This is a genomic window from Pseudoalteromonas sp. GW168-MNA-CIBAN-0100 (genome assembly GCF_040309225.1).
In the GTDB taxonomy this organism is placed as follows: domain Bacteria; phylum Pseudomonadota; class Gammaproteobacteria; order Enterobacterales; family Alteromonadaceae; genus Pseudoalteromonas; species Pseudoalteromonas arctica.
This window is the reverse complement of sequence record NZ_JBEOOL010000035.1, coordinates 20,622-46,460: the sequence shown is the minus strand read 5'-3', so window position 1 is coordinate 46,460 and position 25,839 is coordinate 20,622. Positions and strand designations below refer to the sequence as shown.

Sequence of the window (25,839 nt, the reverse complement as noted above, 5' to 3'; positions counted from 1 at the left end):
AAAAAGCAGTTAGCTTATGAGCAACTGACCACTTAATCTAGCCAAAACAAGTTATGCACTTACAATTTGAATCTAGGCTTTTAAAATCAATACATGAATAATAAAAGAGCAAATTAAACACAAAATGATTTGCTTATTGTAAAATATTTGTTATTTTTACTTAATCGATTAAGTAAAAACAACAAATCCTACTGGGTTCAACACAACGAGGCGTTCACATGACAACACACAATACACCTTTATATTTAATCAGCGCTTTAGCACTTGCCGTAAGTCAAGGCGTTAACGCACAAGAAACAGACCAAGCAACACCTGAAGCATCACAAAACAAAGGTCTTGAAACAATTGTTGTAACCGGCGTACCACGTCGAACAACAATCATGGCTTCAAGCGTATCAGTTAGTAGCGTATCACTTGAACAAGTTCAAGTGTCTACTCCTCGCTCAACAGCCGAGGCTTTTAGAATAATCCCTGGTATTCGTGCAGAATCTACAGGTGGCGAAGGCAATGCAAATATTGCTGTTCGTGGCCTGCCAGTTGCTTCAGGCGGTGCAAAATTTTTACAATTACAAGAAGATGGTTTACCTGTAATGCAATACGGTGATATCGCTTTTGGTAATTCAGATATTTTTATGCGATTAGATAACACTGTGCAAACTATCGAATCGATTCGTGGTGGCTCAGCATCTACTGCAGCAAGTAATGCACCTGGTGGCATTATTAACTTTATCTCTAAAAATGGCGAAAACGAATCTGGCAGTGTGTCTACAACACTTGGCTTAGATTACGACAGCGTTCGTACAGACTTCGAATACGGCACTTACTTAACCGATAGCGTGCGTTTTCATGTTGGTGGTTTTGTTCGACAAGGCGAAGGCCCGCGCGAAACAGGTTACACGTCTAATAAAGGTGGCCAAATAAAAGCTAACCTTACTAAAGATTTCGACAACGGTTACGTGCGCCTTTATTACAAACACTTAGACGATAAGAGTGTTGGCTACCTTCCTATGCCAATGTACTCAAATGGTGACTCTATTGCTGGCTTTGATGCACAATCAGACACACCTCACTCAGCGTTATTTACTAAAACAGTACGTTTAAATGGTGAAAACCAAATCAGTAGCGGCGATATCCGCGATGGTATGAATCCAAAGGTTGACTCTGTTGGTTTTGAAGCTGTATTTGATTTAGATAACGATTGGCGTATCGAAAACCGTTTTCGTAAATCATCAATAAGCGGCAACTTTAACTCGCTTATTCCTGCTGAGGTTGGCAGCGCATCATCTATTGCACAGAGTATTGGTGGTGTAGGCGCAACACTCAGTAACGCAAACACGGGCGCTGCATTTAACGACGACCTCGCTATGCGAATTCATACGTTTGACGTAACAATGAACGACTTCGATTCGCTAGTTAACGACTTTAAACTAACTAAATCGTTTGATGATGATACCAGCATTACCTTTGGTTATTACGCGTCAACTCAAAACATTGCTATGTCGTGGTTATGGAATTCATACCTTATGGAGCTTAAAGGCGACAATGCAGCATTATTAAATGTTACTGCAGCTGACGGTACTGAATTTTCAGAAAATGGTTTATATGCATATGGCACACCTTACTGGGGAAACTGTTGCCAACGCGATTACGACACAGAGTACGACACGCGTGCACCATACGTTGCATTCTCTACTAAATTAGGCGACGTAAGCATTGATGCAAGTGCCCGTTACGACAGTGGCGAAGCTCGCGGTAACTATGCAGGTGCTGTAACATCAACTGTAGATATGAACCGCGACGGTGAAATATCAATCCCTGAGCAAAACGTTGCAGGTATTGATATTGCCAACGCCAGTCCAGTAAATTACGACTGGAACTATTCTTCTTATTCAATTGGTGCTAATTATCAAATTGATCCAAGCCTTGCTACGTTTGCACGCATAAGTAAAGGTGGGCGCGCAAATGCTGACCGTCTTTTATTTGGTAAAGTACGCGCCGACGGCTCTGTTGCAAAAGAAGATGCTGTTGATGAAGTGAACCAATTTGAGTTTGGTGTTAAAAAGCGCTTTGATTCATTATCAGTGTTTGCTACTGCGTTTTTTGCCGAAACTGAAGAGCAAAATTTTGAAGCAACATCACAAACATTTTTTGACCGTGAATACGAAGCAAAAGGGATTGAAATAGAATCTACTTACTTTATTGATGCATGGGATTTTCGCGGTAATTTAACCTGGACCGATGCAGAAATAGCAAAAGATGCGCTTAACCCAGATGTGGTAGGTAATACGCCACGTCGTCAAGCCGATTTAATTTACTCATTAATGGCACGTTACAGCTATGAAAAAGGCGCTGCAGGGGTAAGTTTCATTGGTACTACCGATGCATACGCTCAAGATAATAACGATCTACAATTTGACGGCTACACACAGGTAAATGGCTTTGTAAGCTATGACTTATCTGAAAACCTTAATATTGCGCTTAATGTGAATAACCTATTTGATACAGTAGGTATCACTGAAGCAGAAGAAGGCTCAGTACCTGAAAACAATATTATTCGTGCCCGTACTATTAACGGCCGCACAACGTCGGTAACTTTAAAATACGCTTTTAACTAAATGTGTGTATTACGCTGCGGTGAGTAATCACTGTAGCGCCTTTTAAAGTATGAATAAATAACACCCTTCACGTTTTTAGCCTAGCCTTGCTAGGCTTTTCAGGATATTCCAAATGACCAAACTTCTGTGCTTAGGCGAGCTATTAATTGATATGCTGCCACAAGATGCTAATAACTCGGCCTATTTACCTATACCAGGTGGCGCACCTGCCAATGTAGCTGTTGGCTATGCAAAACTCGGAGGTGAAGCTGCATTTTGTGGTGGTAGAGGGGACGATCATTTTGCCAATCAATTAAGTAATGCATTAGCGCAATACAATGTAAATACAGACTATTTATTTACCATTGCAGGCTCACAAACCGCCATGGTTATAGTAAGCCTTGATGAAACCGGCGAGCGTAGTTTTGGCTTTTATCGCCATAATACAGCCGATGTACTATTAACCCAGGCGCATTTAGCGCATATAAATTGGCAAGAAATAAGCACACTACACTTTTGTTCAAACACATTAACCGAATCAGCAATTGCCAACACAACGGTTAAAGCGCTAAAACTTGCAAAAGCGAATAATAAGCTCGTCAGTTTTGATGTAAATTTACGCTACAGCTTGTGGGAAAACACAAACGATATAGCAAGCAATGTAAAAGCTTGTTACACCTATTGTGACATAGTAAAACTCTCGCGTGATGAGCTTAATTTTTTAGCCCAGCATAGCGATACAAGCGGTGAAAAATACATTCAAATGCTATTAAATACCGGAGTAAAACTGGTGTTTTTAACCGATGGACCAGAGCCTGCCACGGTTTACCACAGCGCATTTATACTTAACGAATCGGCACCAAAAATAAACGCCGTAGATACAACAAGCGCGGGTGATGCATTTATAGCGGGGGTTTTATACTACTTAAATAACTTAGGAAGTGATTTACCACTAGCAGATAAACTAAATGATAAAGCGAGCGTAAAAGGCGCCCTGCACTTTGCTCTTAAATGTGGCTCTAAAGCGTGTTTAGCTAAAGGGGCATTTCCGGCATTACCTGTGCTGGCTGATGTAATTTAAATGATTAAAGCCCCATGTTACGGGGCTTCAAGTTAGAGTTATATCTATTGCTTTATAAAAGTGACACCTTTTGGTATTTCATCTTGGGGTAACCGAGTAGAGTGCATTTGCGATAACAACCATTTGTCGCCCACTTTTGATACAACGGCACTTTCTAACCAATAAATATCAATACTTCTTTCGGTGCTTTTAATATTGGCTTTATTCCAGTAATTAATAAATGCAACATCACCCACTACACGCGAATTTATAACACTAAAATAATTAGTTCTTATAAAGTCAGAAGGCTTAACAACATTTATAAAGTCATTAATAGTCCACACTTCACCGTGCTCTAAAAGTAGAAATGAATCATCAACGGCCGCACGCATTTGCGTGTGATCAACGTTAGAAACAGCCAAAAAAAGATCGCTAACCGGCGTGAATATGTTGTTATCTTTTGCATGTATTGATGTAGAAAATATCAGGAATGTAATAAAGGTAAGTACTTGTTTCATTGTTTTTATAATGTGTAGTTTGCTCAATAATAATGAGTGTATTTTAATAGAGCAGTATTAACAATTGAAATAAACCGAATGTAACTACCTAACAATGTTACCCATAGAGCAAAAAAGCACTCTATAAGAGTGCTTTAATTTAATTTTTTCAATCAAGCTATTCATCTAGCCAATCTATGGCTGCGGTAGCATTTTCAAAGTATTGAACCTCACCCGATATGAACCAGTTACCTATTTTTGCCATTCGAGCTTGCCACTCTTTATTACCGTAAATAGCTACTTTTTTAAATTCTTTAGAGTGCTTAACACCTAACTTTAAGTCATCCCACGCTGCGCGTAGTTCCCAACCTTCAAGTTCGCTACCATCTATTAAGGCGTTCACGACTGGGTGCTTAACTTCGCCAAGAGCTGAGTTTATCATTGGGGTAATTATTTTATAATCGTCGTGAGTAAGCGTACCAACGGCTTTAAGTTTTAAAAAAAACTCTCTTCCTGCACGTTCAAGACCAATCGATAAACCATGTGTTGTGTGTACCATTACTGCTCTCCTTAAATAGGCTGAGTGGTAAAGTACACCTTCTAAAATTAATTAGTCCTGAACTAAATCAATAAATAATCTCAAATTAACGACTCAATTACGCATTTTGTACGCGAGATATCTGGTTTTCTACATCAGTTAAATGGCCCGTTTTAAGCCATACTTTTGCACCATTACTTCCCGCTTTAACGTTAACAGAGCTATTAATAGGCACTCTTAACCAACTGTTTTTTACAAAGGTATCGGCTTGCTCATCAAATGAGCCTTCTAGTACTAAGAACTCTGCTCCACCTTTTGCGTTTATAACCATGCAAGCGTTAGGCTTAAAGTGCAACAAGCATACGTCTTCAAAGTCGTCTTGGTATAAAGGGGTTACGGCTACATTTTTAAAACTAGGATGCACCGTACTTTGCATCAAGTCTGTTTGCAAACGCACGTGCGTTCGATCATCTGGCTGAAACTGCCATAACTTTACAAATATAACGCAGCCATTTTCAGACCCCGGTTTATGCTTTGATTGCGGTGGGTTACGTATATAAGAACCTGCCACAAAGTCACCATGTTCATCTTGAAATACCCCTTCAAGCACAACAAACTCTTCACCGCCTGTATGAACATGCGGCGAAAATTCACTGCCAGGTGCATAACGAACAATAGTCGTTGCGCGAGCAACTTCGTCGCCTACTCTATCGAGCGCTCGTCTATCAACACCAGCCATTGGCGATGCAACCCACGGGAGCGTTTCGCTATGTACAACAACTCGTTTACTAAAATCGGCAGCAATTTTCATATTTGGCTCCTAACCGTAACTCCACTTAAATTTTAAACTAATAACCTAATTAAGCCGCAACACTTGGGCGTTTTGCTACTTTTTCTTGCCATGCAACTAAATGGGTTAACTCATTCGGGATTGCTATTTGTGCAAATCCAGCAAATACCAGACCAGCATACAATGTAATATCAGCAATACTAAATTGTTCACCAGCAACAAACACCGATTGCGCTAGTACATCATTAAAATAGCTAAACCCTTGGCGTGCTTTTTCGCCTTGTTTTTCACCCCAAGCCACATTTTGATACGTTTCAAGCTCTGGACCTAAGCCATCAGTTGCATGATGAAAGTAAGTTGCCACAGCGTCAAGCACCATAGATTCTGCGCGTTTTTGCATCATGTTAATTACTGCACGCTCTTTTGCGGTTCCACCCATTAAAGATGGGCCTTCAAATGCGGTATCAATATACTCAGTAATAGCGGTACTTTCTGATATAAACGTGCCGTCATCTAGCTCTAATATGGGCACACCTGCTAATGGATTTTTAGCTAAGAAGGCTTCTGTTCTGTGCTCACCATTTAATAAATCAACAGGTACAAACTCAACATTTGCAGTGGCATTTTTTTCAGCTAAAGCGATACGAACACGAAGTGGGTTTGGAAAGTTTTCTACATCATAAATTTTCATAGCAATCTCTATCTTTATTGTTTAAAAGTGAATTAATGGCAGCAACCTACCTACCGATAGGTAATTTATAATATTAAACTAAATTTAAGTCAACGTTTAAATTTTTCTGATTTATAGGATTTAACTTAATTCATAATAAAATTAGGGGGTTGCTTAAAAATAAAAACGCTTGTAAATAACTACCTACAGGTCGATAATTTTGCTATACCAATTGCATTAAATAAGTGATCTATTATTGCGCTAAGAAAATAGCGCAATAACAACAAGGCGAAAATTATGACATCTAGTTATTCTATATGAATAATTTTTAACGCAGTTAGTGAGTTGTTTAATGCGATACAATGATCATGTTTTAATAAAATTGGTATTACTGCAGATAGGAAAATATTAAAAGTGAGTAAAAAAGAAGCGTTATTAAAAGCAGCTGAAAACAAGGTGCGCCTTGGCGGATACAGTAATTTTAGTTTTAGAGAGCTCGCAAGCGAAGTTGGAATTAAGAGCGCCAGTGTGCACTATCACTTTCCGACTAAGGCCGATTTAGGTGCTGAGCTTGCTCATCAATATACTAATTCTTTTTTAGCTGCGTTAGGCGAGCCAAACGAGCTTAAAGCAAGCGGTAAAAATCCTATTGATGTGTACACTCAGCTTTTTAGAAGTGCATTAGTAACCGATCGTAAAATGTGTTTATGTGGTTTGCTAGGAGCCGAAAGCGATAGCCTTCCAGATAAAGTACGCCTTGAAGTAAAACGCTTTTTTAATCAAAATTTAACATGGCTTAGCGCTGCGCATTTAGCTAATGGTGAACTCAACCCTACTAAAGCGGCTATTCAAACAGTGAGCTTGCTTGAGGGCGCTATGATGATAAGCAAAACGCTCGACGATAACAGTTACTTTGAACTTGCAACTCAGTAATACCTAAATTTAGTACACAAAAAAAGCGAGCTATTCATTATGAATAGCTCGATTTTTTAATGCTTGAAATAACTTATGTGATTATTAAACCGCTGTTGGTTTAACTTTATGCTTAGAGTGCACAATAGCTAAAACAATTAAGCCAATCACTGTTACTACAGCACCAATAGGTTTACCTAAATCACTTGATAAGTTAAGACCAATTGCGGCAGTACCAATATAAGAAACCGTTACCGCAGTTGCTATAACAGCAGGAACACTCGCAATCCAATGGAATGTACCACGGTCAAACAAGTACTTAGTGGCAAGCCATAATACGCTTGTAGAAAGCAGCATGTTTGAAAATGCAAAGTAGCGCCAAATTAATGAGAAATCGAGCTTCGTCATAAAGTAAGCAATAGTAAGTATAGGCACCGCTACTAATAAACGGTTACGTAAACTTTGCGGAATATTAAACGCATCAACAACTGTTAAACGTAATGAACGGAACGCTGTATCACCAGAAGTAATTGGGAAAACGGCTACTGCAATAATTGCCATTATACCGCCAAATACACCTAAGTAACTGTTAGCTACATGGTTAACAACTAAACCTGGACCACCTTGATCAAGCAATGCTTTTAAGCCCGCGTAACCATCTGGGAACGCTGCAATACCAGCAAGTGCCCATACACAACCTACAATACCTTCACACATCATTGCGCCGTAGTAAACTGGACGTACGTATTTTTCGTTAGTTAAACAGCGCGCAATAATTGGCGCTTGAGTAGAGTGAAAACCACTAATAGCACCACAGGTAATTGTTATAAATAACAATGGCCATGTTGGTAGTCCATCTGGATTTGGCTCTAAAAAGTCATGAGCGTGATCAGCTTCAAAGTAAGCTAAAAAGTCACTTGGTACCGGTAAGTGCGGCGCATTAATAAGTAATGAAATAGCAATTGCCACTGTCATTACAATCATAAGGGCACCAAAAATTGGGTAAAACTTAGTAATGATTTTATCAATTGGTAGCAAGGTCGCTAAAAAGTAATACGCTAAAATAGCGAGTACCCAAAAGGTATTATTTGCCAGTATTGTACCTTCAAAGAAATCAAGGTTACTTAGCAAACCTGCAGGGCTCATAATAAATACTACACCTACAAAAAACAGTAGCATGGCAGTAAATACAAGCATAAAGCCTTTAAATACGACGTTGTAATAATGGCCTGCGATTTCTGGTAGGCTTTTACCGTCTTCTTTTATACTCATTACACCTGAGAAGAAGTCGTGTACAGCGCCACCTAAAACATTACCAAGTACAATCCATACTAGTGCAACTGGTCCGTATAAAGCACCTAAAATTGGGCCAAATATTGGACCTACGCCAGCAATGTTTAAAAACTGAATTAAAAATGCTCGTACAGGGTGAATAGCTACGTAATCAACACCTTCGCTAAAGCGTTTTTGTGGTGTGTCAGCAGTTGAATCCAAACCGGCTTGTTTTTCAACAAATGGGCTGTAAAACTTATAGCCCAGTATTAAAATAGTGAGGCAGATAAAAAAGATGATCATAAAGCACGTTTCTCTTTTTGTATTTGTATTATAGAGCGCATTGTGTGTCGCCCCGCCTTTTCAATCCGTGAATAATCGACGAACAATAACAAAGCTTCAACCCTCAAACAATAAGACGTTTAGCTAATACAATAATCGATATAAGCCACTATTTACGCAACCTGCACACTTAACGCTCCACATTGAATATTTATTACACACGTCTTATTTTGGGCACAAAAAAAGCGGTTAAACTTTTACGTTATAACCGCTTTCACACACAATGTTTTTTAAAGTGGGTTCATAAACTCACTAATTTGTTGATGCGTTAAAGTAGGTGTTGCGCCAGAACTTTCGGCGACCATTGCTCCAACGGCACATGCAAAGTCAACGGCATATTGCGCGTCGTCGTTGCTACAAAGCTGATAAATTAACGAACCTAAAAACGAATCCCCTGCGCCAACAGTGTCAATTACGCTAATTAAATAACCTGAATTATAAAAATTCTCGCCTTTGATTGTTAATAAAGCACCGTGGCTACCTTTGGTTACACATAAGTAATCGGTATTTGTTTGCTGTGCTATAAATGCTAAATTTTGTTCAAGCGAATGAAACTTACAGCCCATCGCTTTTGCTATTTCGTATAGCTCTTCATCGTTTAATTTAATAAAGTCTGCTTTATTCATTAAATCTACAAGTGTTTCTAACTTGTAATGCGGTGCACGTAGGTTTACGTCAAACACTTTAAAGTTTGCTACATCAACTAGTTGATTTAATGTTGCTAAAGACGCTTCGCTTCGCCCAATTAGGCTGCCAAATACAAATACATCGCTACTTTTAACTTTACTAAGTAACTCATCAGTAAGCGCTATATTATCCCACGCAGTGTCTGCCACTATTTCATAACTAGCTGAGCCACCACTGTCGAGTGTTACCTCAACCGTGCTAGTTTTTTTGTCACTATTAATAGCAATGTATTCGCAGCTTACGCCTTTGCTAGTAATTTCGCCAAGTAGCTCAGCGCCTAACTCGTCGTTACCAACAGCGCTGATCATATCGGCTTTAATGCCTAGTGAGTTAATACGCACACACATATTAAGTGGCGCGCCACCTAAGCGTTTACCTGAATCAAAACAATCCCACAGCACTTCGCCAAAACAGCTAACACTTACGTTTTCGCCTGATTTATGATTAATTAAAATGCTCATAATTAGTTACTCTTTTGCTCAAGTACAGCCTGCATAATGGCTTTAATTTTACTATTAGGTGCATACAGCGCAGCAATCGACTTTTTATACTCAGCAGTAAACGTTTCGTTATGCTCAAGTTTACCAAACAAGCTCGTTAACTTTAAAAATGCAATCGGGCTAGTTCGAGTCTCTTGCGCGTAAGAATTAAGCTCTTTGTGCATCGCATCTTGAATTTCAAGTTGCTCGCCGTTTTCACTTAAACCTTTATCGCTGTATAAACACCAAGTTGCAATAACAAGCGTTGCCAGTGATACATCTCGACCTTGTACTAGGTTCTCGTTAATAGTGGCAATTAAAAACTTAGGCAGTTTAGCTGAGCTTTCACTACAGATACGCGCTAGGCTGTCTTTAATATTAGGATTAGCAAAACGCTCTATTAACGTATCTTTGTAGCTTTCAAGGTCAATGCCTTCAAGTGGTTCAAGATTTGGGGTTACTTCTTTATCCATAAAAGCACGTAGGTATGTGGCAAATAATTCATCTGATACCGTTTCGTCAATAGTGCCATAGCCATGGATTGAACCTAACAAACCAAGTGCAGAATGCCCTGCATTAAGTAAACGTATTTTCATGGTTTCATAAGGCGTTACATCAGTAACAAACTGAGCACCAACAACATCCCAATTTGGACGAGAGTCACTAAAGGTGTCCTCTATTACCCATTGTGTAAACGACTCACAGGTAATTGGCCACTCGTCGCTAACACCATATGCATCAACCACGTAATCAATATCACTCTTTTTAGATACAGGTGTAATACGGTCAACCATCGCATTTGGAAACGATACGTTTTGCTCAATCCACTCACTTAGGTTTTTGTCTTGCTCTGTAGCAAAGGCTAAAAGCATTTTGCGTGTTACGTTGCCATTGTGCTGAATGTTATCGCACGACTGCACTGTAAATGCGCCTAAGCCTTGCTCTTTACGCAGTTTTAACGCAGCCGTAATGTAACCAAACGCTGTAATTGGGTCGTTCGGGTTATTAATGTCGTTAATAATATCTGGATTACTGTAGTCAAACTCGCCCGTTGCAGGGTTAAAGTTGTAGCCGCCTTCGGTAATAGTAAGCGACACAATTTTAGTATCGCTGTGCGCTAACTTATTAATTACCGCTTGTTTGTCCTCTGGAGCAAACAAAAAGTCGATCATTGAGCCAATTACTTTGTTATCTATTTTACCGTCTGGGTGTCTAACAGTAAGCGTATAAAGGTAATCTTGCTGCTTTAAAATATCACGCAGACCACGGTTACCCTCTAAAAGGCCAACACCACATATGCCCCATTGCTCAGAGCCTGGGGTTTTTAAAAGCTCGTTAACATATACCGCTTGATGAGCACGATGAAAACCGCCCACGCCAATATGAACAATACCGGCTTTAACTGCGCTACGGTCGTAGGTTGGTGTATCAACATGGCTTGGTAATTGAGCCAAGCTTTGTTGGTTTAGCCCTGTAACTAGAGCGTCAGTGTGTTGATGTTGCGTCATGGTGCGACCTTACTAAACAAAAATAAAATATAAATTACGATACTGTATTACGATAAGTAATTACGATGCTGTATTGAGTACTTTATGGCGTTTTAACGACCAGTACGCAGTAACAAAATAAATAACAGTACAAATAAAACAGGCTATTTCGAATTGCGATTTATTAGCGCTGTACATACTCATAGTTTCACTGAAAAACATCACCTGGCTGGCAAATATAAAAATAATAACCAGTGAAACCGTAGAAACCGCATTAAGTACTTTGGTAAATACAGAGCTGTCAATTACTGGCTTTGGAATGTCTTTAGCTTCAGCAGCTTGATATTCTTTAATATCACGTTGCTCTTGCTCTTCTGCTTCAATCTCTTGTGTGTAATCTTCACCGGCGCCGTATTTTTTAGCTAAAAGCGTATAAATAACGATTGTGAAAATCCACGTAGGAATAAACAAGTAGTAAAACGACATTACATCAATAGCATTTAAACCAAAGCCAAACACAAGCGCTAACGCCCAAGATGCTATAGCCGGTACGCTGCGGGTAATGTTTTTATATTTAGCCCAGTAACGTGTTAGGCCAATTTTAGGAAATAACACATGTTCAGCAAACACAATGCCGCCTACTGGCACAACTAATAAGCCTGCGTAGGTAAGTAGCGGAAGCATTTGTGAAAATACAAACGGGAAACACGCAATAATCACGGTTACAACACCTACAATAGCGGTTGTGCGTTCACGTGATTGATTAACAAATATAGATTGTGCTGCAAGACCTGCACGGTAAAGGTTTGCGTTAGCTGTAGTCCAACCGGCAATAATTACAATAACAAAGCCAGTCCAACCTAATGCATGGTATGCAACATCGCCCGGATCAAGTGATGAAATAGTTGTTTTAAGTAATACCGCAACACCTGCGCCCATAATACCGGCAGAGATCCACGCTAAGTAATGACCAAAAAACATGCCCACGCCAGAAAACAAGCCATAGCTTTTGCGTTTAGCAAATCTAAAAATAGCCATGTCGATTAAACCAAAGTGAGTAATTGAGTTAGCAGCCCATGCAAAGCCAATCACTTCTAATAGGCCAATGCCTTTTTCACCATCGGCATTGGTGCCCGTCCATATGGAGGAGTCGCCTATGGTCATAAAGTCGCTAAAGCTAGTTAAAGAGGTAGAACCTAATACGTGATTTGAAAGCTCAGGGAATAACGCGAACGAACCTGCAATAAATATAACAAATAGCCACGGCGCGCACAGTTTCGAAAAGTCAGCAACCGTAGAAAAGCCATACATCGCAACAAACACAACAATAGAGCCAACAGCTAAAACAATGGCTACAAACCAAAAGCTATTTGGATACCAATCAAGTTGCGCAGGTATATCAAACAAAAACCGCACGGCGGTGGAGGATACCGTGATCATGGCGGCCGATATAACACTAAAAATAACCACGTTAGCCCAGTTATAGAGCTTGGTCATTGAGTTACCAGCGATTTTGTTTAAGTAGTTATATAAACTTAAGCGGGTTTCTACTGCAATGGGTGCAGTAATCAGCCACCAAGAACACATTGCTAACAGGTTACCTATTAATAAACCCAGTAGAATGTCGATGGTTGAAGCGCCTAATGCAACAAACGTTGCACCAATAACAAATTCAGTAGCCGCAACATGTTCGCCGGCGTATAGCCCTGCAAAATGCTTCCAGCCGTGAAGCTTATTATTAGCAACAGGAAGTTGCTCTTCGTTTACATCTTTAAATGTTTGTGTGTGTGGACTCGTTGCCATGGTATTTCCTATTGTTAACAGCAAAGTACTTAATACCTAAATACTTCGCCTTTTATAATTTGGCTTATAAACGCATGATGTTTTGCCATGTTTTGTTTTATTTTTAGTAAAGCAAAACCATCTACATTTATATTTTGCGTTTGCTTGCCTGTCAGTGTGTAAGGCGAGCAAATCGCGTTTAAAACTTTGTTTATTTAAAAAGCTGCGTGTTTACTGCTTTTTAAGTGCAGGGTATGCACTAAAAAAATCTTGCCAATGCGTTAAATGATCAACATTTGGGTAAGCACTGTGTACATGATTAACAGAGCCTTGCATATGTTGCCCACCGCTGTAATGCAGTACTTGCATGTTGGCGTCAATTCCTGCATTTACGCCGGCTTTACTGTCTTCAATCACTAAACAATGCTCTGGCTTTACACCCATTTGTTTAGCTGCATGTAAAAATAAATCGGGTGCTGGTTTGCCACGCTTAACTTCGCTGCTGGTAAAAACCGTATCGCTAAAGTACTTACTTAAACTCACTACGCTCAACGCTTTTGCGGTGCGTGCTGGGCTGCTGCTAGTAGCTATACAAATAGGCACAGCTAAATTGTTAAGTACGTCTTTTATACCGTCAGTCGTGGTTAGCCCTGTTTCAAATTCGTTTAACAGTGCTTCGCGGTAGTCACCTTCAAAGCTTTCAGGAAGAGTGACATTAAATGCATCCGCTATTTTTTGGCTTACTGTTTTAAAATTGCAGCCTAAAAAGTGTTGCTGTACATAAGCACGGTCAATATCAACGCCTTTTTCAACAAGCATATTAATGAGTACTTGTGCGCTTAAAATTTCGCTATCAATAACAACGCCATCACAATCAAATATCACTAGCTCAATGTTAGTATTCATCTTGTCACCTTATTAAAACTGTTTGGTTTAGCTAATTTAAGTATAACGAGTTAAGCGCGATTAATATTGTGCAGCTTTTTAGTGCAACTCAATAATGAGCATAAGCCCACCGATTGAGCATATTCCCTTTATTGCACGAATATGTCAACACACTGTAAGTATAAAACGCACCAGCTTGGTGAAAATACACTCAGATAAAACTAAAAACCTTTGTATTTAATCAACTTTATAAAAGCATATTGCGACCAAGGTCGTAGTAAAAAAATTCCGTTAACGTAAAAAGTGCTCCTGTTAATTTATTTCATCTATTTTACAAATCACATCAATCTAATTAATCAGTTTTACCGAAGTTAATAAAATCAATACTATCGTTAACAGATTAACAGCCTGCACCACTGCCGGCACTTTTAAATAGATGAGGTCGACAATGAATACTCAAATAAACAAAACAAAATTAACACTAACTGCACTGGCACTTGCAATAGCATTACCGGCAAGCGCAGCAACAACACTTACTAAAGATAACGGCGCAGCTGTTGGTGACAACCAAAATTCAATTACTGCGGGCGAACGTGGCAGTGTATTACTAGAGGACGTGCAACTAATTCAAAAACTGCAACGCTTTGCACGTGAGCGTATTCCTGAGCGTGTTGTGCATGCTCGTGGTACTGGCGCACACGGTGTGTTTGTAGCATCAAAAGAGCTAGACGATTTAACAATTGCAGCACCGTTTGCACAAGCTGGTAAAGAAACAGACGTATTTGTTCGCTTTTCATCAGTAATTCACTCAAAAGGTAGCCCAGAAACACTGCGTGACCCACGTGGCTTTGCAACTAAGTTTTACACAGACCAAGGTAACTGGGATTTAGTAGGTAATAACTTACCTGTGTTCTTTATTCGTGATGCGATTAAATTTCCAGACATGGTTCACTCTTTAAAACCATCTCCGGTTGATAACATTCAAGATCCTAACCGTGTATTTGACTTTTTCTCGCACGAACCAGGTTCTACACAAATGCTAACGTGGGTTTACAGCGACTACGGTACACCAGCAAGTCTTCGTAAAATGGACGGTTGGGGTGTACATGCATACAAAATGATTAATAAATCGGGTGATGTTAAATACGTTAAGTTTCATTGGGTAAGTCAACAAGGTATTGATAACCTTGACGCAAAAGAAGTGGCAAAAGTACAAAGCCAAAACTTTCAGCATTTAACACAAGATTTATACACTGAAATAAACAGAGGCAATTTCCCTAAATGGGATCTGTACATTAAAACGCTTGATCCATCGCAGCTTGATGACTTTGATTACAACCCGTTAGATGCAACAAAAATGTGGTTAGACATTAAAGAAACTAAAGTAGGAACAATGACCTTAAACCGTATGCCAACTAACTTCTTCCAATCTACAGAACAAGTAGCAATGGCACCGGCAAACATTATTCCAGGTATTGAGCCATCAGAAGACCGCTTATTACAAGGTCGTATGTTTTCTTACGCTGATACACAAATGTACCGCCTAGGTGCTAACCACCAGCAATTGCCAATTAACCGTGCAAAAGTTGAAGTGGTTAACTACAACCAAGACGGTGCAATGAACTACGGGAACACAACAAGCAATGTGAACTACCAGCCAAGCCAAGAAAACGTAGCTGAAAACCCAATTGCACGTAGAAGTAACACAGAGCTTAAAGGCTTTGTACAACAAGCCGCGATTAAAAAGCAGCAAAACTTCGCGCAAGCAGGTGTTATATACCGTGGTTTTAGCAAACAAGAACGTACAAACCTAATTAATAACCTAGCAGGCGATTTAGGCAAAGTGCAAAACAGCAGTGTTAAACACAAAATGCTTAGCCACTTTTACAAAGCAGACAGTGAGTACGGTACACGCTTAACTAAAGCTGTAAACGGCGATATTAAAATGGTTAAACAACTAGCAGCTAACTTGTAAGTAGCTAGTTGTAATTAACTAGCTGTAAGTAATCAGTTGTAAAAATTAGTCCCAACTAAGCAGCTATACAAACAACCACAATAATGAGGAAGGGATAACCCCCTTCCTCTTTTTATAAGAGACAATTGTTATGCGTAATTTATTAATTATAGTCGCTCTACTACTGAGCTTTACCAGTAGCGTTTACGCTCAAAATACCCCAAGTACACAAACACCCAGTACGCAAGTTGAAAGCCAACATTCTGCAAAAACTCAATACCAAAGCTTATTTGCTTATTACTTTGCCGCAGCACGTACCAACGACACCGCTGTAATAGAGCAATTTGTAGATGCTGGTATCCCTATCGACAGCTACAACAATAAAGGTTACACCGCGTTAATGATTGCCACTTATCACGGTAATAAAAACACAGTTAATACGCTATTGCACTTAGGCGCTAATGCCTGTTTAGAAGATAACCGTGGTAACACAGCGCTAATGGCCGCTATTTTTAGAGGTGAATTTAGTATCGCTAAAACACTTGTTAGCCTTGATTGCGACAATGCGCATCAAAACAAAGCAGGTCAAACAGCCGAGCAATTTGCACAAACATTTGGTCAACAAAAAGTTATAGAGTTACTAGCGCAGGTAAATAATGCAAAATAATCCGCACACAACAAAAAGCCCTAAAATAATAGGGCTTTTGATTTACTAAATATATGTTCAAATTAAACGTACTTACTCTAAAAACAGTGTGTTTATTAAGCTTTCTTGTTCTTTTCCAGCTTCATGTTTTAATGCTCGTATAAAATCCATAGAATTAGCGGGACTGTTTGGATAACCATGATTTTTCCAAACCAACTTGAGCGCATTAATAATGGGTTCATCCCCAATAGCAGCGCGTAGCTTAGCAAAGACAATGGTTGCTCGCGAATATTGATCAAAGCTTTGTGTAGCATCAACTAAGGCTGATCGCTCCTTTATGTTCATCAGCATACTTTGCTCATAGCGTGTTGTTTCATACTCAACCAGCGCTTGCATTGTTGCTTTCCCATAACGCTGCTCTATAACAACAAGCTCAATATACTTTGCCATAGACTCCACTAAAAAAGCGCTATCTGAAAATACCCCATTACCAATATCATGGCCAAACCATTGATGCGCGGTTTCATGAACTGCACGGCGATAGCGTTGATCAAAGCCTGCATTAGCGCTTGGCTTTGATCTAAAACCAACACTGTCTTCAATAAGTATAAGTTGCGGCAATGCATAACCTGTAGCACCAACACTAGGCGAGCCTATTAAACTCAATTGTTTTGCTCTATAAGGGCTTATATTATTAAGCCATTTTATTGTATCGCCCATTGCGCTGAGGTTTACAGCTATAGACACCGCTCGTGCTGGCTCGTTTTTATCTTTAGCAAACACGTTTAATATCACGCCATTTTGCTGTTTGGTAACAGGGGAATAAGGCACCGTCACCCAAGCTGGGATAGCATTTATGGGTGTACGAGTCTCAAAATGAAATATTTCGCGGTCATCTTTGCTGGTACGTGATATTTCCTCTCCTTGGGTTATAACCTGATAACCCCTTGTTGTACTCACTTTACTCGACATAGTAAGCCACTGGTAATGAGTACTTGCTTTCGCCGTTTTAGCAAATAGCTTCGTGGGTCTAATCACCGACTTCACTTTAAGTGTGTGTTGCTGACGAAGTATAGGATCGGTTAATTCATAATTATCTTGATAGCCAACAGTCGGCAATAAAGGCACTGATCGTATATAGCTAAATTCAGGGGTTATTATCTGATGGCCTCTTACTGGCCAAAGCTTAGCTTGATGAACATCAAACCGTGTAACTAGTTTACGTATTTCTCCTGGCTGCATTTCATTCTCAAACTTAAACACAGCTTGATTAAGCAAGGGAAAGCTTTTAGCCCTTTGCGCGCCATAGATTTCAATATCAGCCCATTTATAAAAACCAGAGCGCCCAACCAATATCTCTTTAATAGGGGCTTGATGGGTGTTTTTTAAGGTATATATTAAGGAAAAATGAGCTTGCTGCTGATGCGGGTAAAAGTCTACATTAGCATCAATGTGCATAATGCTTGGCTGTGCTACATTGCGCCATTGTGAGAATGCTTTTTCGTATTGTGCTTTAAATGCCTCGCGTTTATGCGAGTTGGTTAAAGGCTTCTCCTCAACCAGTCTTAAATGTAATTGAGTAAATAGCGCCACAGTGATAAGTAAAGGTATAAGTAACCAAAAATGTTTAACCCCCATTACTCTTTGGCTCAACCCGGCACCTCGGTGATTAAAAATCCCCGTAATTATAACTAAACTTATACACGCCACTAACCAAACTGATATATAAGGCCAATAACTACTTATACTTGCACGATAACCCCAAAAGTTATCAGGTGCCTGCAAAGGCGTCCAACCAACACTCCACAATGTATGCGTAAGACCAAGATAAGTCATTATCGGTGTAAATTTGATCAGTAAAATAACAGCAATTAGCAAACCCGCAATAAGCTGCGAACGACACAAATTAAATACACACAAAAATACACACGCAATAATGGCAAGCACAATTGCCATCAAAAATAAAATGGTTAAATGTACTTCAAATTGATATGCACTGTGTAAAAACCACTGAGCTGCACTTACCCCTAATAAGCTCATTGTTAAAAAAACCAATATCATAGTACCTAGGACCAGTAACTGACTGTTTAAAAAGTAATATGTTTTGAGCGGTGTGGCAGCGATCAGCTCAGCTATATTATAGTATTTAGCAAAGCAGCTTACTTGCCAGCTCCACAAAGCCATTAATAAAGTGCCAAACAACAATTGCATATCAAATGCATAATAGCTAATCGCATCAAGGCTTGTGGTGCTCATAACACTCATTGGTTCAACATAACTAGACGACGAGGCAACACTATTAAAAACCATCACCGGCCAAACAAAAATAATCAGTAAAGTAACAGGGTGTGAAACCAAATTAACCAGCGTAATTTTGTATAAACTGGCCATCATCAAAAATGGTTTTTGCGTGACTCTCGCTGTTTTATATTCAGCGGGTTTTAACGTGTTGTAACGAATGTATTCGTTAGTATTTTTACCATTTTCACTCTTTAATAATGTGTTTTTTTTATTGTTACTAAAAGTAATATAAAAAATACCAACAGTAAGCATACTCACAACAACGCGATTAATAGCAAATGAAGCCCCTAATGAATTGGTTAAACTGTTTATTACGGCTGTGTATGCAAAAGGGTCAAGCCAAACAAATAATGTATAAAATCGATTGCTTATAATACTACTTCCAGCAAGTATTGGATTTCCGGTAATACTTGCAAGCATTATGTAGCCTATCCACAACACCGCAAAAACAACATAATTGGGTAATGAATTAGCTGATTTATGGCAAACAAAAAAGGCAACAACAACTAAAAAGCAGCTATTTGGTAACAACACTAAAAAGCTATTAAATACAGTAAAAGAAACCATATTTGGTATATAGCCCAATTGCCTTACTTGCATGTATATCATTACTAAATCACTGATTAAACTAATAATAAAAACCAAGCAAATCAGTAAGCATACTCTTGCTAAACTGCGCTTAAATAAGCTAGTTTGCGTAGCATAAATAAGCTCCTGCATTGACGCGTGCTGATCTCGTAAAAATATAACGGGCGCCAATACTCCTACAAGCACAGGTAACTGCATCATTTGTAGCATTGTAATATTTAACTTAAATTGTTTTAACGAATTAACTTCAACTGCTGCAAGCCCAGAGGACAACATAACCGCAAATACCAAAGGGATAATAATGCACAGCCAAACAAGTGGTTGGCGCACTGCATATCGCCACTCATTAAAAATTAACATGTTTGACTTCCTTCATTGAGTGCAAAAAAGTACTTGTCTTGAAGCGTAGCGGGCGAGTTTATTGCATTTTGTGCAGGCGCTGTGTCTGCATACACACGAAATGACGCTCTACCATAGCGATGGCTCTTACTTAATACATGCTGATTTGGTATGCCCGTAGGTAAACTTTCGAGCTGCCAAATCTTACCTTCTAAAGGAACTAGTAACTCTTTTACGTCACCGCTTTGTATGAGTGTTCCTTGATCTATAATGGCCACGTAGTGACATAAATTTTCTACATCTTCAACAATATGGGTCGATAACAATATCAACCTATTTTGACTAATACTAACGAGTAAATTATTTAAACTTTCTCGTTCCACAGGATCAAGCCCAGCAGTGGGTTCATCCATAATAATTAGTTTTGGGTTACCTAACAAAGCCTGAGCCACGCCAAAACGCTGCTTCATTCCTCCCGAAAAATTAACGACCTTTTTATTAGCAAACTGAGTCAAATTGGTTAGTTCAAGTAAACTATTAATTTGGTTTTTGCGTGCATTACCATCTATGCCTTTTAATACGGCAATATGCTCAAGTAACGCCCGGCAACTCATATTGGGATACACGCCAAAATATTGTGGTAAATAACCTAGCTGCGATCTAAGCGCATCTGGTTGGCTAATCACATCAAGGCCATTAAAATTAATATGTCCGGAGTCGGCATTTTGTAAACACGCGAGTGTGCGCATAAGTGTTGATTTACCCGCCCCATTAGGGCCAAGTAGACCGACCATACCGGCGGGTAGAGTGATCGTCACATCATTCAAAGCCTGCGTACCATCTGCGTATTTTTTGTTGATATTTTTCAGTGTAAGCATTAGTTTCATCCTTAATTGGTATAGCACCAGCTTAAGAAAGCAAGTCAATACAAGCGAGAAAATAATGGTTAACGTATTGAAATAAATGATGAACATAAAAAAGTAACGTTGGTCATTTAAATATGACCTTTCATCATTTAAATAAACGGCCTAGTATGCTTAAAACGGTTACTAACCCTATGAAATAAAATAATTATTTTAAAAATAAATTATGATTGAAACAATTTTATGGATAAACTAGCGCGCTCAGCGTAGTGAATTGTGCAAAGGTAATGTTTAAAATAAAAAGACAATTTTATCTAAGCATATCTGCTCAGAAACTATAATAAAAACGGAGTCACATATGCAGCAAGCCAATACACCAATATGGCAACGCTTTAGCATTACCCAGCTAATAATTTTTTTACCGCTAATAGCCGCTATTATGCTCGACTCTCATATACGCTTTTTGTCATCACATATGGATTCAACGAGCCAATATCTGGCTATTAATATTCAACTTTTTTTACAGTGTATTCCCTTTTTTATTGCCCATGCGTTTGCATATCGTTTATTACTTACACCCGCAATCATAGTTTGGCTGTTAGGCTTTTTAGCCTATCCATCTCTCTTGCTAGTATTTAATAACCAACTTCTTAACTTTTCGCAATGGCAATACCTTGATGCACAATGTTGGACACTGTGCGCATCTGCAAGTGGTATATGGCTTATTACTAAACGCACTAATAAAAATAACAATGTGTTGAGTAATAAATGGCTTAAATCCTTGTTTTCACTTGATACTGTCGTGTTTATAGTACTTTTAGGTTGGGCAATAGTTACATCAAGCATACTCAATACGCACACTGATCCTATGTTAAATCAGCCTATTGAGCCTGTTATTGACGTTTATAAAGTATTCACACAGTTTGATACTTTTTTGGGTTACCTTTGGCAAATTACTGTTTGTGCCGGATTAGTATATGGAGTGTATTTATTAAATAGATATTTATTAATACGCTACGTATTAACCTATCATGGCGTATTAATATTTTTGTTTGCAAGTTTAATAAGCCTCGTTGTACTTACACCTATATTAACATCGTGCTTGCTACTGTTACCTATTAACGATTTACCCTCAGGCATTGCTAACTTAACACCAGGCGGTAATGATAATATTTTCAGCCCTGAAAATTATCAGTTTGTATTCTTATTTTTGGCTATAAGCACACCGATTATTTTAGCGTTTGAACGACAGCAACAACACGTTCAAATTAGCAACATTGCCCAGCAACAAACAAAAACAGAGCTAAAGCTACTTCAACAGCAAATTAACCCTCATTTTTTATTTAATACATTAAACAACCTTTACGCACTAACATTAAAAAAAGCAGATAATGCACCAGATCTTGTTATGCAATTAGCTAACTTACTGCGTTACAGTGTTTATGAAGGCCAAAAAGCACAGGTGAGTTTAGAAAAAGAAATTAATTACTTAAAAGGTTTTATTGCATTGCAGCATTTACGAAGTGCTGAGCGCTGCAACTTTGATGTGCAATGGCCTGAATATCAACAACACTATTTAATTTCGCCACTACTGTTAATAATGATTTTAGAAAACGCGATAAAGCATGGTGTAGAACCCACGTCACAAAAAGTAACGGTTGTGTTTAAAATCACCATGGCCGATAACATACTAACGCTATTTTCCTCTAACCCTATTCTACCTAATAACAATTCAGAGCATGGGGTGGGACTTAACAATTTACGCCGTAGGCTGACTCTTTTATATCCAAATAAGTACACATTAATTATTAATGAAAATAAAAATCTTTGGCAAACCACACTTAAATTGGAGCTGCCTGCATGTTAAACACAATAATTGTTGATGACGAGCCGCTCGCGCATGACGTTATACTTCATCATTTAAGTGCACATAAAGACATTAATATAAGCGGACAATACCTTAACGCTAAAGATGCATTATGTGCTTTAGCCACATCATCTATTGATTTGTTATTTTTAGACATAAACATGCCCGAACTATCAGGCATTGCATTACTCAAAGTGCTCGCGAATCGACCACAAGTGATTATTATTAGTGCGTATCAAGAATATGCTTTAGCCGGTTTTGAACTTGACGTAACTGACTACCTACTAAAACCAGTCTCTGCGCAACGCCTTGAACAAGCACTCAATAAAGTACGGAAAAAAAGAAAACACATAACGCTAAATCCCAAGGCACCTCTGACTATTACGCTTAAAATCGATCGTGAAAAACATAAAATTCAATTAAGCGACATAGACATGTTTGAAGCGTATGGAAATTATGTAAAAGTATGGCAAGGTGAAAAAGCATTACTTGCAAGCTGCACTCTCAAATACATATTGCAAGAGCTTGATACTTCATTTATTCAAGTCCACAAATCTTACGCTATTAACCAACACAAAGTGGTTGCGTTAAGTAATGAAAGCGTTCAACTAGCATCAGGCGTGTCAGTAAAAATTGGCAAGTCATTTAAACAACAAGTGCGCGACATTATTTAACCTGAGATCTTATTTTATGTTTACCTAAAACATAACTTTAAGCTCCCCCTATCAGCGACTCTAAACTTTAGCACTTAACCTTTGCGGCTTTTCTCGCGTTACAAAGTAGCAAATTAGCGAGCCCACTGTTACCAGTACAACCCCTTGCCAAAACGAAGCACTCAGCGTAATAGATAAATACAGCGCTGAAATAATAGTAGAAAACACCGGTGTAAAGTACGAAAGCGTACCCAACAGCATTAAGTTACCGCCAATAATAGCTTGATTCCACAGTGCATAACCGCTCCCCACGACTACACCAGCTAATAATAACGTCATGCTTGAGCCCAGTGAAAACGTTAATGGCGCTTCATTACTAAAACCATATTGCGCCCACAAACTCATTGCCGTAACAGTAAAAAATAACGTAATGGCATTTTTACCATTACTCAGCTTTTGCGTAACTACGCAATAAATAGCCCATATAAACGCTGCAGCTAATGCCATTAAATAAGTAGCAGGATTATCAGCAAAGTTAGTAACAAGCGTATCGACCGACATTTCTTGATCGCCCGTAATACACCAAGCAACGCCTAAAAAAGCAATAATCATGCTTGGGTAAACCCAGTAACTTACTTTTTTGCGCCCAATAATAATAGAGAGCAATATTGTTAGCGTGGGCCATAAATAATTAATAACCGCCATTTCCATTGCCTGATGACGACTATTTGCCATACCAATAGAAAGCGCCAAACAAATTTCGTACGATACAAATAATAAAGTACCTACTACCAAGTAGCGTTTCGAAAAACTACTAAACTTGGGCACTCCCATAACCAAAATTAAAAATATCGCACTGACAGAATACATAGCCGCAGCACCACCAATGGGGCTAAACAACTCAGAAATATCCCGTAGTAATGCAACTAAGCAACTCCACAGTAATATTGCAGCGACTCCATATAGTGTATATTTATTTTTGCTTATAAAATCCATTTGCCAATCCAAAAGTACTACTCGTAAATTTGAAACTAAACTAACAGTAATTATTTAATTAAACAATTAAAGTTAATAGCTTAAACCTCTCGCCTGTTTTTAACATTCACCCTTTTTAGTAATTGACCTTTTGGTCAGTAAAGCTACAATCAATCAATACGTTAAACACGCAAACTCAACAATGACCACACAAATAAAACCAAATAAAAAAGAAGTGACACGCGAGAAAAACCAAAAACTAATTTTAGATGCCGCCGAGCAATTGTTTTCGCAACTAGGTTACGACGGAGCAAGTATGAGCATGGTTGCTAAAGAAGCGCAGGTGCCAAAAGCTAATATTTTGTATTACTTTAAAAGTAAGGATGGTCTGTACGAGTCTGTGATCGACCGCATAATAGCTAATTGGAACTTAGGGCTCGATAACGTCACAATTAACGACGATCCAGCTACCGTGCTTTATAACTATATTAAAAGCAAAGTAATACTGGCCGTAAATCAGCCAATGCAATCTCGCTTATTTGCTAGTGAAATACTGCGCGGTGCCCCTTATTTACAAAACTACTTTAGAACCAATACCCGCCCTTGGGTTAAACAAAAGGTTGATGTACTTCAAGCATGGATGGACGCAGATAAAATGGATAAGGTTGATCCCTACCATTTGCTTTTTACTATTTGGTCTACCACGCAATATTACGCCGACTTTCAGGCTGAGGTTTTACTCGTAATGAACAAATTAGAGTACGACGAAACCGATGTGGCACAAATTACGCAATCAATTGCCCACATAATTTTAAAAGGTATTGGTCTTAAAATACCTGAGCAAAGTGAGACTTAACCCATGACATCCTTTACTACTCCCGATTTATTTGACGATCATCGCGATAACGTACAAGTAGCAGACAGCGGCCTTTATCACTTTGGTAAAAAAACCACGTTTTATGGCAAAGTAGTTACCGTTACCTGCCCAGAAGACAACTCTTTTGCCGCCGATATATTGCATGAAAATGGTGAAGGTAAAGTATTGGTTATAAACGGTTTTGCGAGCAAACGCTTTGCATTTATAGGCGATATTATGGCTGAGCGTGCCCTAAATAATGGCTGGGAAGGCGTAATAATAAATGGCTGTTGCCGAGATATTGAAATACTCGCCACAATGAACTTACCTGTAATGGCGCTAGGCTCTACACCGCGTAGTACCTTAAAGCGCGGCTTTGGTGATAAAAACCAAGCTGTTACCATGCTTAGCACCACTATTGAACCTAACGATTGGGTTTACGCCGATATTAATGGTTTAATCATCAGTAAAACACCGCTTATTTAGCACTCAAAACCATATAAATAGAGACCAACTTGGTGCACCTACGCACCAAGTTGGTTTGTTTTAGCTCATTTTAATCTCACTATTTTTATAGCCCACATTTACAAATCTCATACAACCCAACAAAACCTGACCAGTTGGACAGGGTTTTAATTTATGGCATTCCTCTTGCTTAGTCTAAGCACTATAAAATCAAAACTACCGATTAAAAAGCACAGCTTTAGCAATTGCATTAAATTAGTGATCTATTATAACGCGAAGAAAATGACGCAGTGAATGCGCTATTTAATCCGATAGAATGAACATGTTTTTAATAAAA

Annotated in this window: 21 protein-coding genes; 9 read left to right on the top strand and 12 right to left on the bottom strand. The window is 38.8% G+C overall.

Annotation, left to right across the window (positions count from 1 at the left end):
* Nucleotides 1–218: 218 nt before the first annotated feature.
* Nucleotides 219–2,615, top strand: coding sequence for a TonB-dependent siderophore receptor (locus tag AAEY62_RS17605; protein ID WP_024591932.1), 2,397 nt, complete (start codon nt 219–221; stop codon nt 2,613–2,615).
* Between the two features lie 112 nt (nt 2,616–2,727).
* Entirely contained in the window at nt 2,728–3,675 is a 948-nt protein-coding gene (locus tag AAEY62_RS17600; RefSeq protein ID WP_350635552.1) for a carbohydrate kinase family protein, read from the top strand.
* Nucleotides 3,676–3,719: 44 nt separating this feature from the next.
* Here AAEY62_RS17600 and AAEY62_RS17595 read toward each other — a convergent pair whose 3' ends face one another.
* The 4 genes from AAEY62_RS17595 to AAEY62_RS17580 form a co-directional block, all read right to left on the bottom strand.
* Nucleotides 3,720–4,172, bottom strand: a complete 453-nt coding sequence (locus AAEY62_RS17595) for a nuclear transport factor 2 family protein (protein ID WP_024591934.1) — start codon at nt 4,170–4,172, stop codon at nt 3,720–3,722.
* A 157-nt stretch (nt 4,173–4,329) separates the two neighbouring features.
* Entirely contained in the window at nt 4,330–4,710 is a 381-nt protein-coding gene (locus tag AAEY62_RS17590) for a SpoIIAA family protein (protein ID WP_002960091.1), read from the bottom strand.
* Between the two features lie 97 nt (nt 4,711–4,807).
* Entirely contained in the window at nt 4,808–5,500 is a 693-nt protein-coding gene (locus AAEY62_RS17585; protein WP_024591935.1) for a cupin domain-containing protein, read from the bottom strand.
* A gap of 49 nt (nt 5,501–5,549) precedes the next feature.
* The gene (locus AAEY62_RS17580; RefSeq protein ID WP_101163234.1) at nt 5,550–6,170 is read right to left on the bottom strand and encodes a glutathione S-transferase family protein; all 621 of its coding nucleotides are present in this window, start codon (nt 6,168–6,170) and stop codon (nt 5,550–5,552) included.
* Nucleotides 6,171–6,563: 393 nt separating this feature from the next.
* Between AAEY62_RS17580 and AAEY62_RS17575 the strand changes: the two genes are divergently transcribed.
* Nucleotides 6,564–7,082, top strand: coding sequence for a TetR/AcrR family transcriptional regulator (locus tag AAEY62_RS17575; protein ID WP_101163235.1), 519 nt, complete (start codon nt 6,564–6,566; stop codon nt 7,080–7,082).
* Nucleotides 7,083–7,166: 84 nt separating this feature from the next.
* Here AAEY62_RS17575 and AAEY62_RS17570 read toward each other — a convergent pair whose 3' ends face one another.
* From AAEY62_RS17570 to AAEY62_RS17550, 5 genes are all read right to left on the bottom strand, one after another.
* Nucleotides 7,167–8,636 (bottom strand): carbon starvation CstA family protein, encoded by a 1,470-nt coding sequence (locus AAEY62_RS17570; protein ID WP_010553606.1) that lies wholly within the window; start codon nt 8,634–8,636, stop codon nt 7,167–7,169.
* A 269-nt stretch (nt 8,637–8,905) separates the two neighbouring features.
* A complete protein-coding gene (locus tag AAEY62_RS17565) occupies nt 8,906–9,823 on the bottom strand; it encodes a carbohydrate kinase family protein (RefSeq protein WP_007584308.1) in 918 nt (305 codons plus the stop codon).
* Between the two features lie 2 nt (nt 9,824–9,825).
* Nucleotides 9,826–11,349 carry a mannitol dehydrogenase family protein gene (locus tag AAEY62_RS17560; protein ID WP_350635550.1) on the bottom strand — a complete coding sequence of 508 codons (1,524 nt, stop codon included), beginning with the start codon at nt 11,347–11,349 and terminating at the stop codon, nt 9,826–9,828.
* Between the two features lie 60 nt (nt 11,350–11,409).
* Nucleotides 11,410–13,131, bottom strand: coding sequence for a purine-cytosine permease family protein (locus tag AAEY62_RS17555; RefSeq protein WP_024591939.1), 1,722 nt, complete (start codon nt 13,129–13,131; stop codon nt 11,410–11,412).
* Nucleotides 13,132–13,341: 210 nt separating this feature from the next.
* A complete protein-coding gene (locus AAEY62_RS17550; protein ID WP_024591940.1) occupies nt 13,342–14,016 on the bottom strand; it encodes an HAD family hydrolase in 675 nt (224 codons plus the stop codon).
* Between the two features lie 427 nt (nt 14,017–14,443).
* Here AAEY62_RS17550 and AAEY62_RS17545 point away from each other — a divergent pair, with 427 nt between their 5' ends.
* Both AAEY62_RS17545 and AAEY62_RS17540 read left to right on the top strand, forming a co-directional pair.
* Entirely contained in the window at nt 14,444–15,970 is a 1,527-nt protein-coding gene (locus AAEY62_RS17545; RefSeq protein WP_024591941.1) for a catalase, read from the top strand.
* 130 nt (nt 15,971–16,100) lie between these two features.
* Nucleotides 16,101–16,616, top strand: coding sequence for an ankyrin repeat domain-containing protein (locus AAEY62_RS17540; RefSeq protein ID WP_024591942.1), 516 nt, complete (start codon nt 16,101–16,103; stop codon nt 16,614–16,616).
* A 72-nt stretch (nt 16,617–16,688) separates the two neighbouring features.
* Here AAEY62_RS17540 and AAEY62_RS17535 read toward each other — a convergent pair whose 3' ends face one another.
* Both AAEY62_RS17535 and AAEY62_RS17530 read right to left on the bottom strand, forming a co-directional pair.
* Nucleotides 16,689–19,844, bottom strand: a complete 3,156-nt coding sequence (locus tag AAEY62_RS17535) for a M1 family aminopeptidase (protein WP_024591943.1) — start codon at nt 19,842–19,844, stop codon at nt 16,689–16,691.
* The gene (locus tag AAEY62_RS17530; protein WP_197236465.1) at nt 19,838–20,701 is read right to left on the bottom strand and encodes an ABC transporter ATP-binding protein; all 864 of its coding nucleotides are present in this window, start codon (nt 20,699–20,701) and stop codon (nt 19,838–19,840) included. Before AAEY62_RS17530 ends, AAEY62_RS17535 begins: the two co-directional genes overlap by 7 nt.
* Nucleotides 20,702–21,044: 343 nt before the next feature.
* Here AAEY62_RS17530 and AAEY62_RS17525 point away from each other — a divergent pair, with 343 nt between their 5' ends.
* Nucleotides 21,045–22,553: a sensor histidine kinase gene (locus AAEY62_RS17525; protein ID WP_024591944.1), complete on the top strand. Its 1,509-nt coding sequence runs from the start codon at nt 21,045–21,047 to the stop codon at nt 22,551–22,553.
* Nucleotides 22,547–23,227, top strand: coding sequence for a LytR/AlgR family response regulator transcription factor (locus tag AAEY62_RS17520; RefSeq protein ID WP_024591945.1), 681 nt, complete (start codon nt 22,547–22,549; stop codon nt 23,225–23,227). The genes AAEY62_RS17525 and AAEY62_RS17520 overlap by 7 nt, the downstream gene beginning before the upstream one ends.
* Nucleotides 23,228–23,287: 60 nt before the next feature.
* Here the strand turns inward: AAEY62_RS17520 and yddG are convergent, their stop codons facing one another.
* Nucleotides 23,288–24,202 (bottom strand): aromatic amino acid DMT transporter YddG, encoded by a 915-nt coding sequence (gene yddG, locus AAEY62_RS17515; RefSeq protein ID WP_024591946.1) that lies wholly within the window; start codon nt 24,200–24,202, stop codon nt 23,288–23,290.
* Nucleotides 24,203–24,383: 181 nt separating this feature from the next.
* Here yddG and AAEY62_RS17510 point away from each other — a divergent pair, with 181 nt between their 5' ends.
* Both AAEY62_RS17510 and AAEY62_RS17505 read left to right on the top strand, forming a co-directional pair.
* Nucleotides 24,384–25,037, top strand: a complete 654-nt coding sequence (locus tag AAEY62_RS17510) for a TetR/AcrR family transcriptional regulator (RefSeq protein ID WP_004334664.1) — start codon at nt 24,384–24,386, stop codon at nt 25,035–25,037.
* A 3-nt stretch (nt 25,038–25,040) separates the two neighbouring features.
* On the top strand, nt 25,041–25,523 hold the full coding sequence (locus AAEY62_RS17505; protein ID WP_024591947.1) for a putative 4-hydroxy-4-methyl-2-oxoglutarate aldolase: 483 nt from the start codon (nt 25,041–25,043) through the stop codon (nt 25,521–25,523).
* Nucleotides 25,524–25,839 lie beyond the last annotated feature (316 nt).

What these genes read in the sequence shown, in the direction of transcription:
- AAEY62_RS17605 (WP_024591932.1), top strand. Translation starts at nt 219, where the DNA reads ATGACAACACACAATACACCTTTATATTTAATCAGCGCTTTAGCACTT.
- AAEY62_RS17600 (WP_350635552.1), top strand. Translation starts at nt 2,728, where the DNA reads ATGACCAAACTTCTGTGCTTAGGCGAGCTATTAATTGATATGCTGCCA.
- AAEY62_RS17595 (WP_024591934.1), bottom strand. Translation starts at nt 4,172, where the DNA reads ATGAAACAAGTACTTACCTTTATTACATTCCTGATATTTTCTACATCA.
- AAEY62_RS17590 (WP_002960091.1), bottom strand. Translation starts at nt 4,710, where the DNA reads ATGGTACACACAACACATGGTTTATCGATTGGTCTTGAACGTGCAGGA.
- AAEY62_RS17585 (WP_024591935.1), bottom strand. Translation starts at nt 5,500, where the DNA reads ATGAAAATTGCTGCCGATTTTAGTAAACGAGTTGTTGTACATAGCGAA.
- AAEY62_RS17580 (WP_101163234.1), bottom strand. Translation starts at nt 6,170, where the DNA reads ATGAAAATTTATGATGTAGAAAACTTTCCAAACCCACTTCGTGTTCGT.
- AAEY62_RS17570 (WP_010553606.1), bottom strand. Translation starts at nt 8,636, where the DNA reads ATGATCATCTTTTTTATCTGCCTCACTATTTTAATACTGGGCTATAAG.
- AAEY62_RS17565 (WP_007584308.1), bottom strand. Translation starts at nt 9,823, where the DNA reads ATGAGCATTTTAATTAATCATAAATCAGGCGAAAACGTAAGTGTTAGC.
- AAEY62_RS17560 (WP_350635550.1), bottom strand. Translation starts at nt 11,349, where the DNA reads ATGACGCAACATCAACACACTGACGCTCTAGTTACAGGGCTAAACCAA.
- AAEY62_RS17555 (WP_024591939.1), bottom strand. Translation starts at nt 13,131, where the DNA reads ATGGCAACGAGTCCACACACACAAACATTTAAAGATGTAAACGAAGAG.
- AAEY62_RS17550 (WP_024591940.1), bottom strand. Translation starts at nt 14,016, where the DNA reads ATGAATACTAACATTGAGCTAGTGATATTTGATTGTGATGGCGTTGTT.
- AAEY62_RS17545 (WP_024591941.1), top strand. Translation starts at nt 14,444, where the DNA reads ATGAATACTCAAATAAACAAAACAAAATTAACACTAACTGCACTGGCA.
- AAEY62_RS17540 (WP_024591942.1), top strand. Translation starts at nt 16,101, where the DNA reads ATGCGTAATTTATTAATTATAGTCGCTCTACTACTGAGCTTTACCAGT.
- AAEY62_RS17535 (WP_024591943.1), bottom strand. Translation starts at nt 19,844, where the DNA reads ATGTTAATTTTTAATGAGTGGCGATATGCAGTGCGCCAACCACTTGTT.
- AAEY62_RS17530 (WP_197236465.1), bottom strand. Translation starts at nt 20,701, where the DNA reads ATGCTTACACTGAAAAATATCAACAAAAAATACGCAGATGGTACGCAG.
- AAEY62_RS17525 (WP_024591944.1), top strand. Translation starts at nt 21,045, where the DNA reads ATGCAGCAAGCCAATACACCAATATGGCAACGCTTTAGCATTACCCAG.
- AAEY62_RS17520 (WP_024591945.1), top strand. Translation starts at nt 22,547, where the DNA reads ATGTTAAACACAATAATTGTTGATGACGAGCCGCTCGCGCATGACGTT.
- yddG (WP_024591946.1), bottom strand. Translation starts at nt 24,202, where the DNA reads ATGGATTTTATAAGCAAAAATAAATATACACTATATGGAGTCGCTGCA.
- AAEY62_RS17510 (WP_004334664.1), top strand. Translation starts at nt 24,384, where the DNA reads ATGACCACACAAATAAAACCAAATAAAAAAGAAGTGACACGCGAGAAA.
- AAEY62_RS17505 (WP_024591947.1), top strand. Translation starts at nt 25,041, where the DNA reads ATGACATCCTTTACTACTCCCGATTTATTTGACGATCATCGCGATAAC.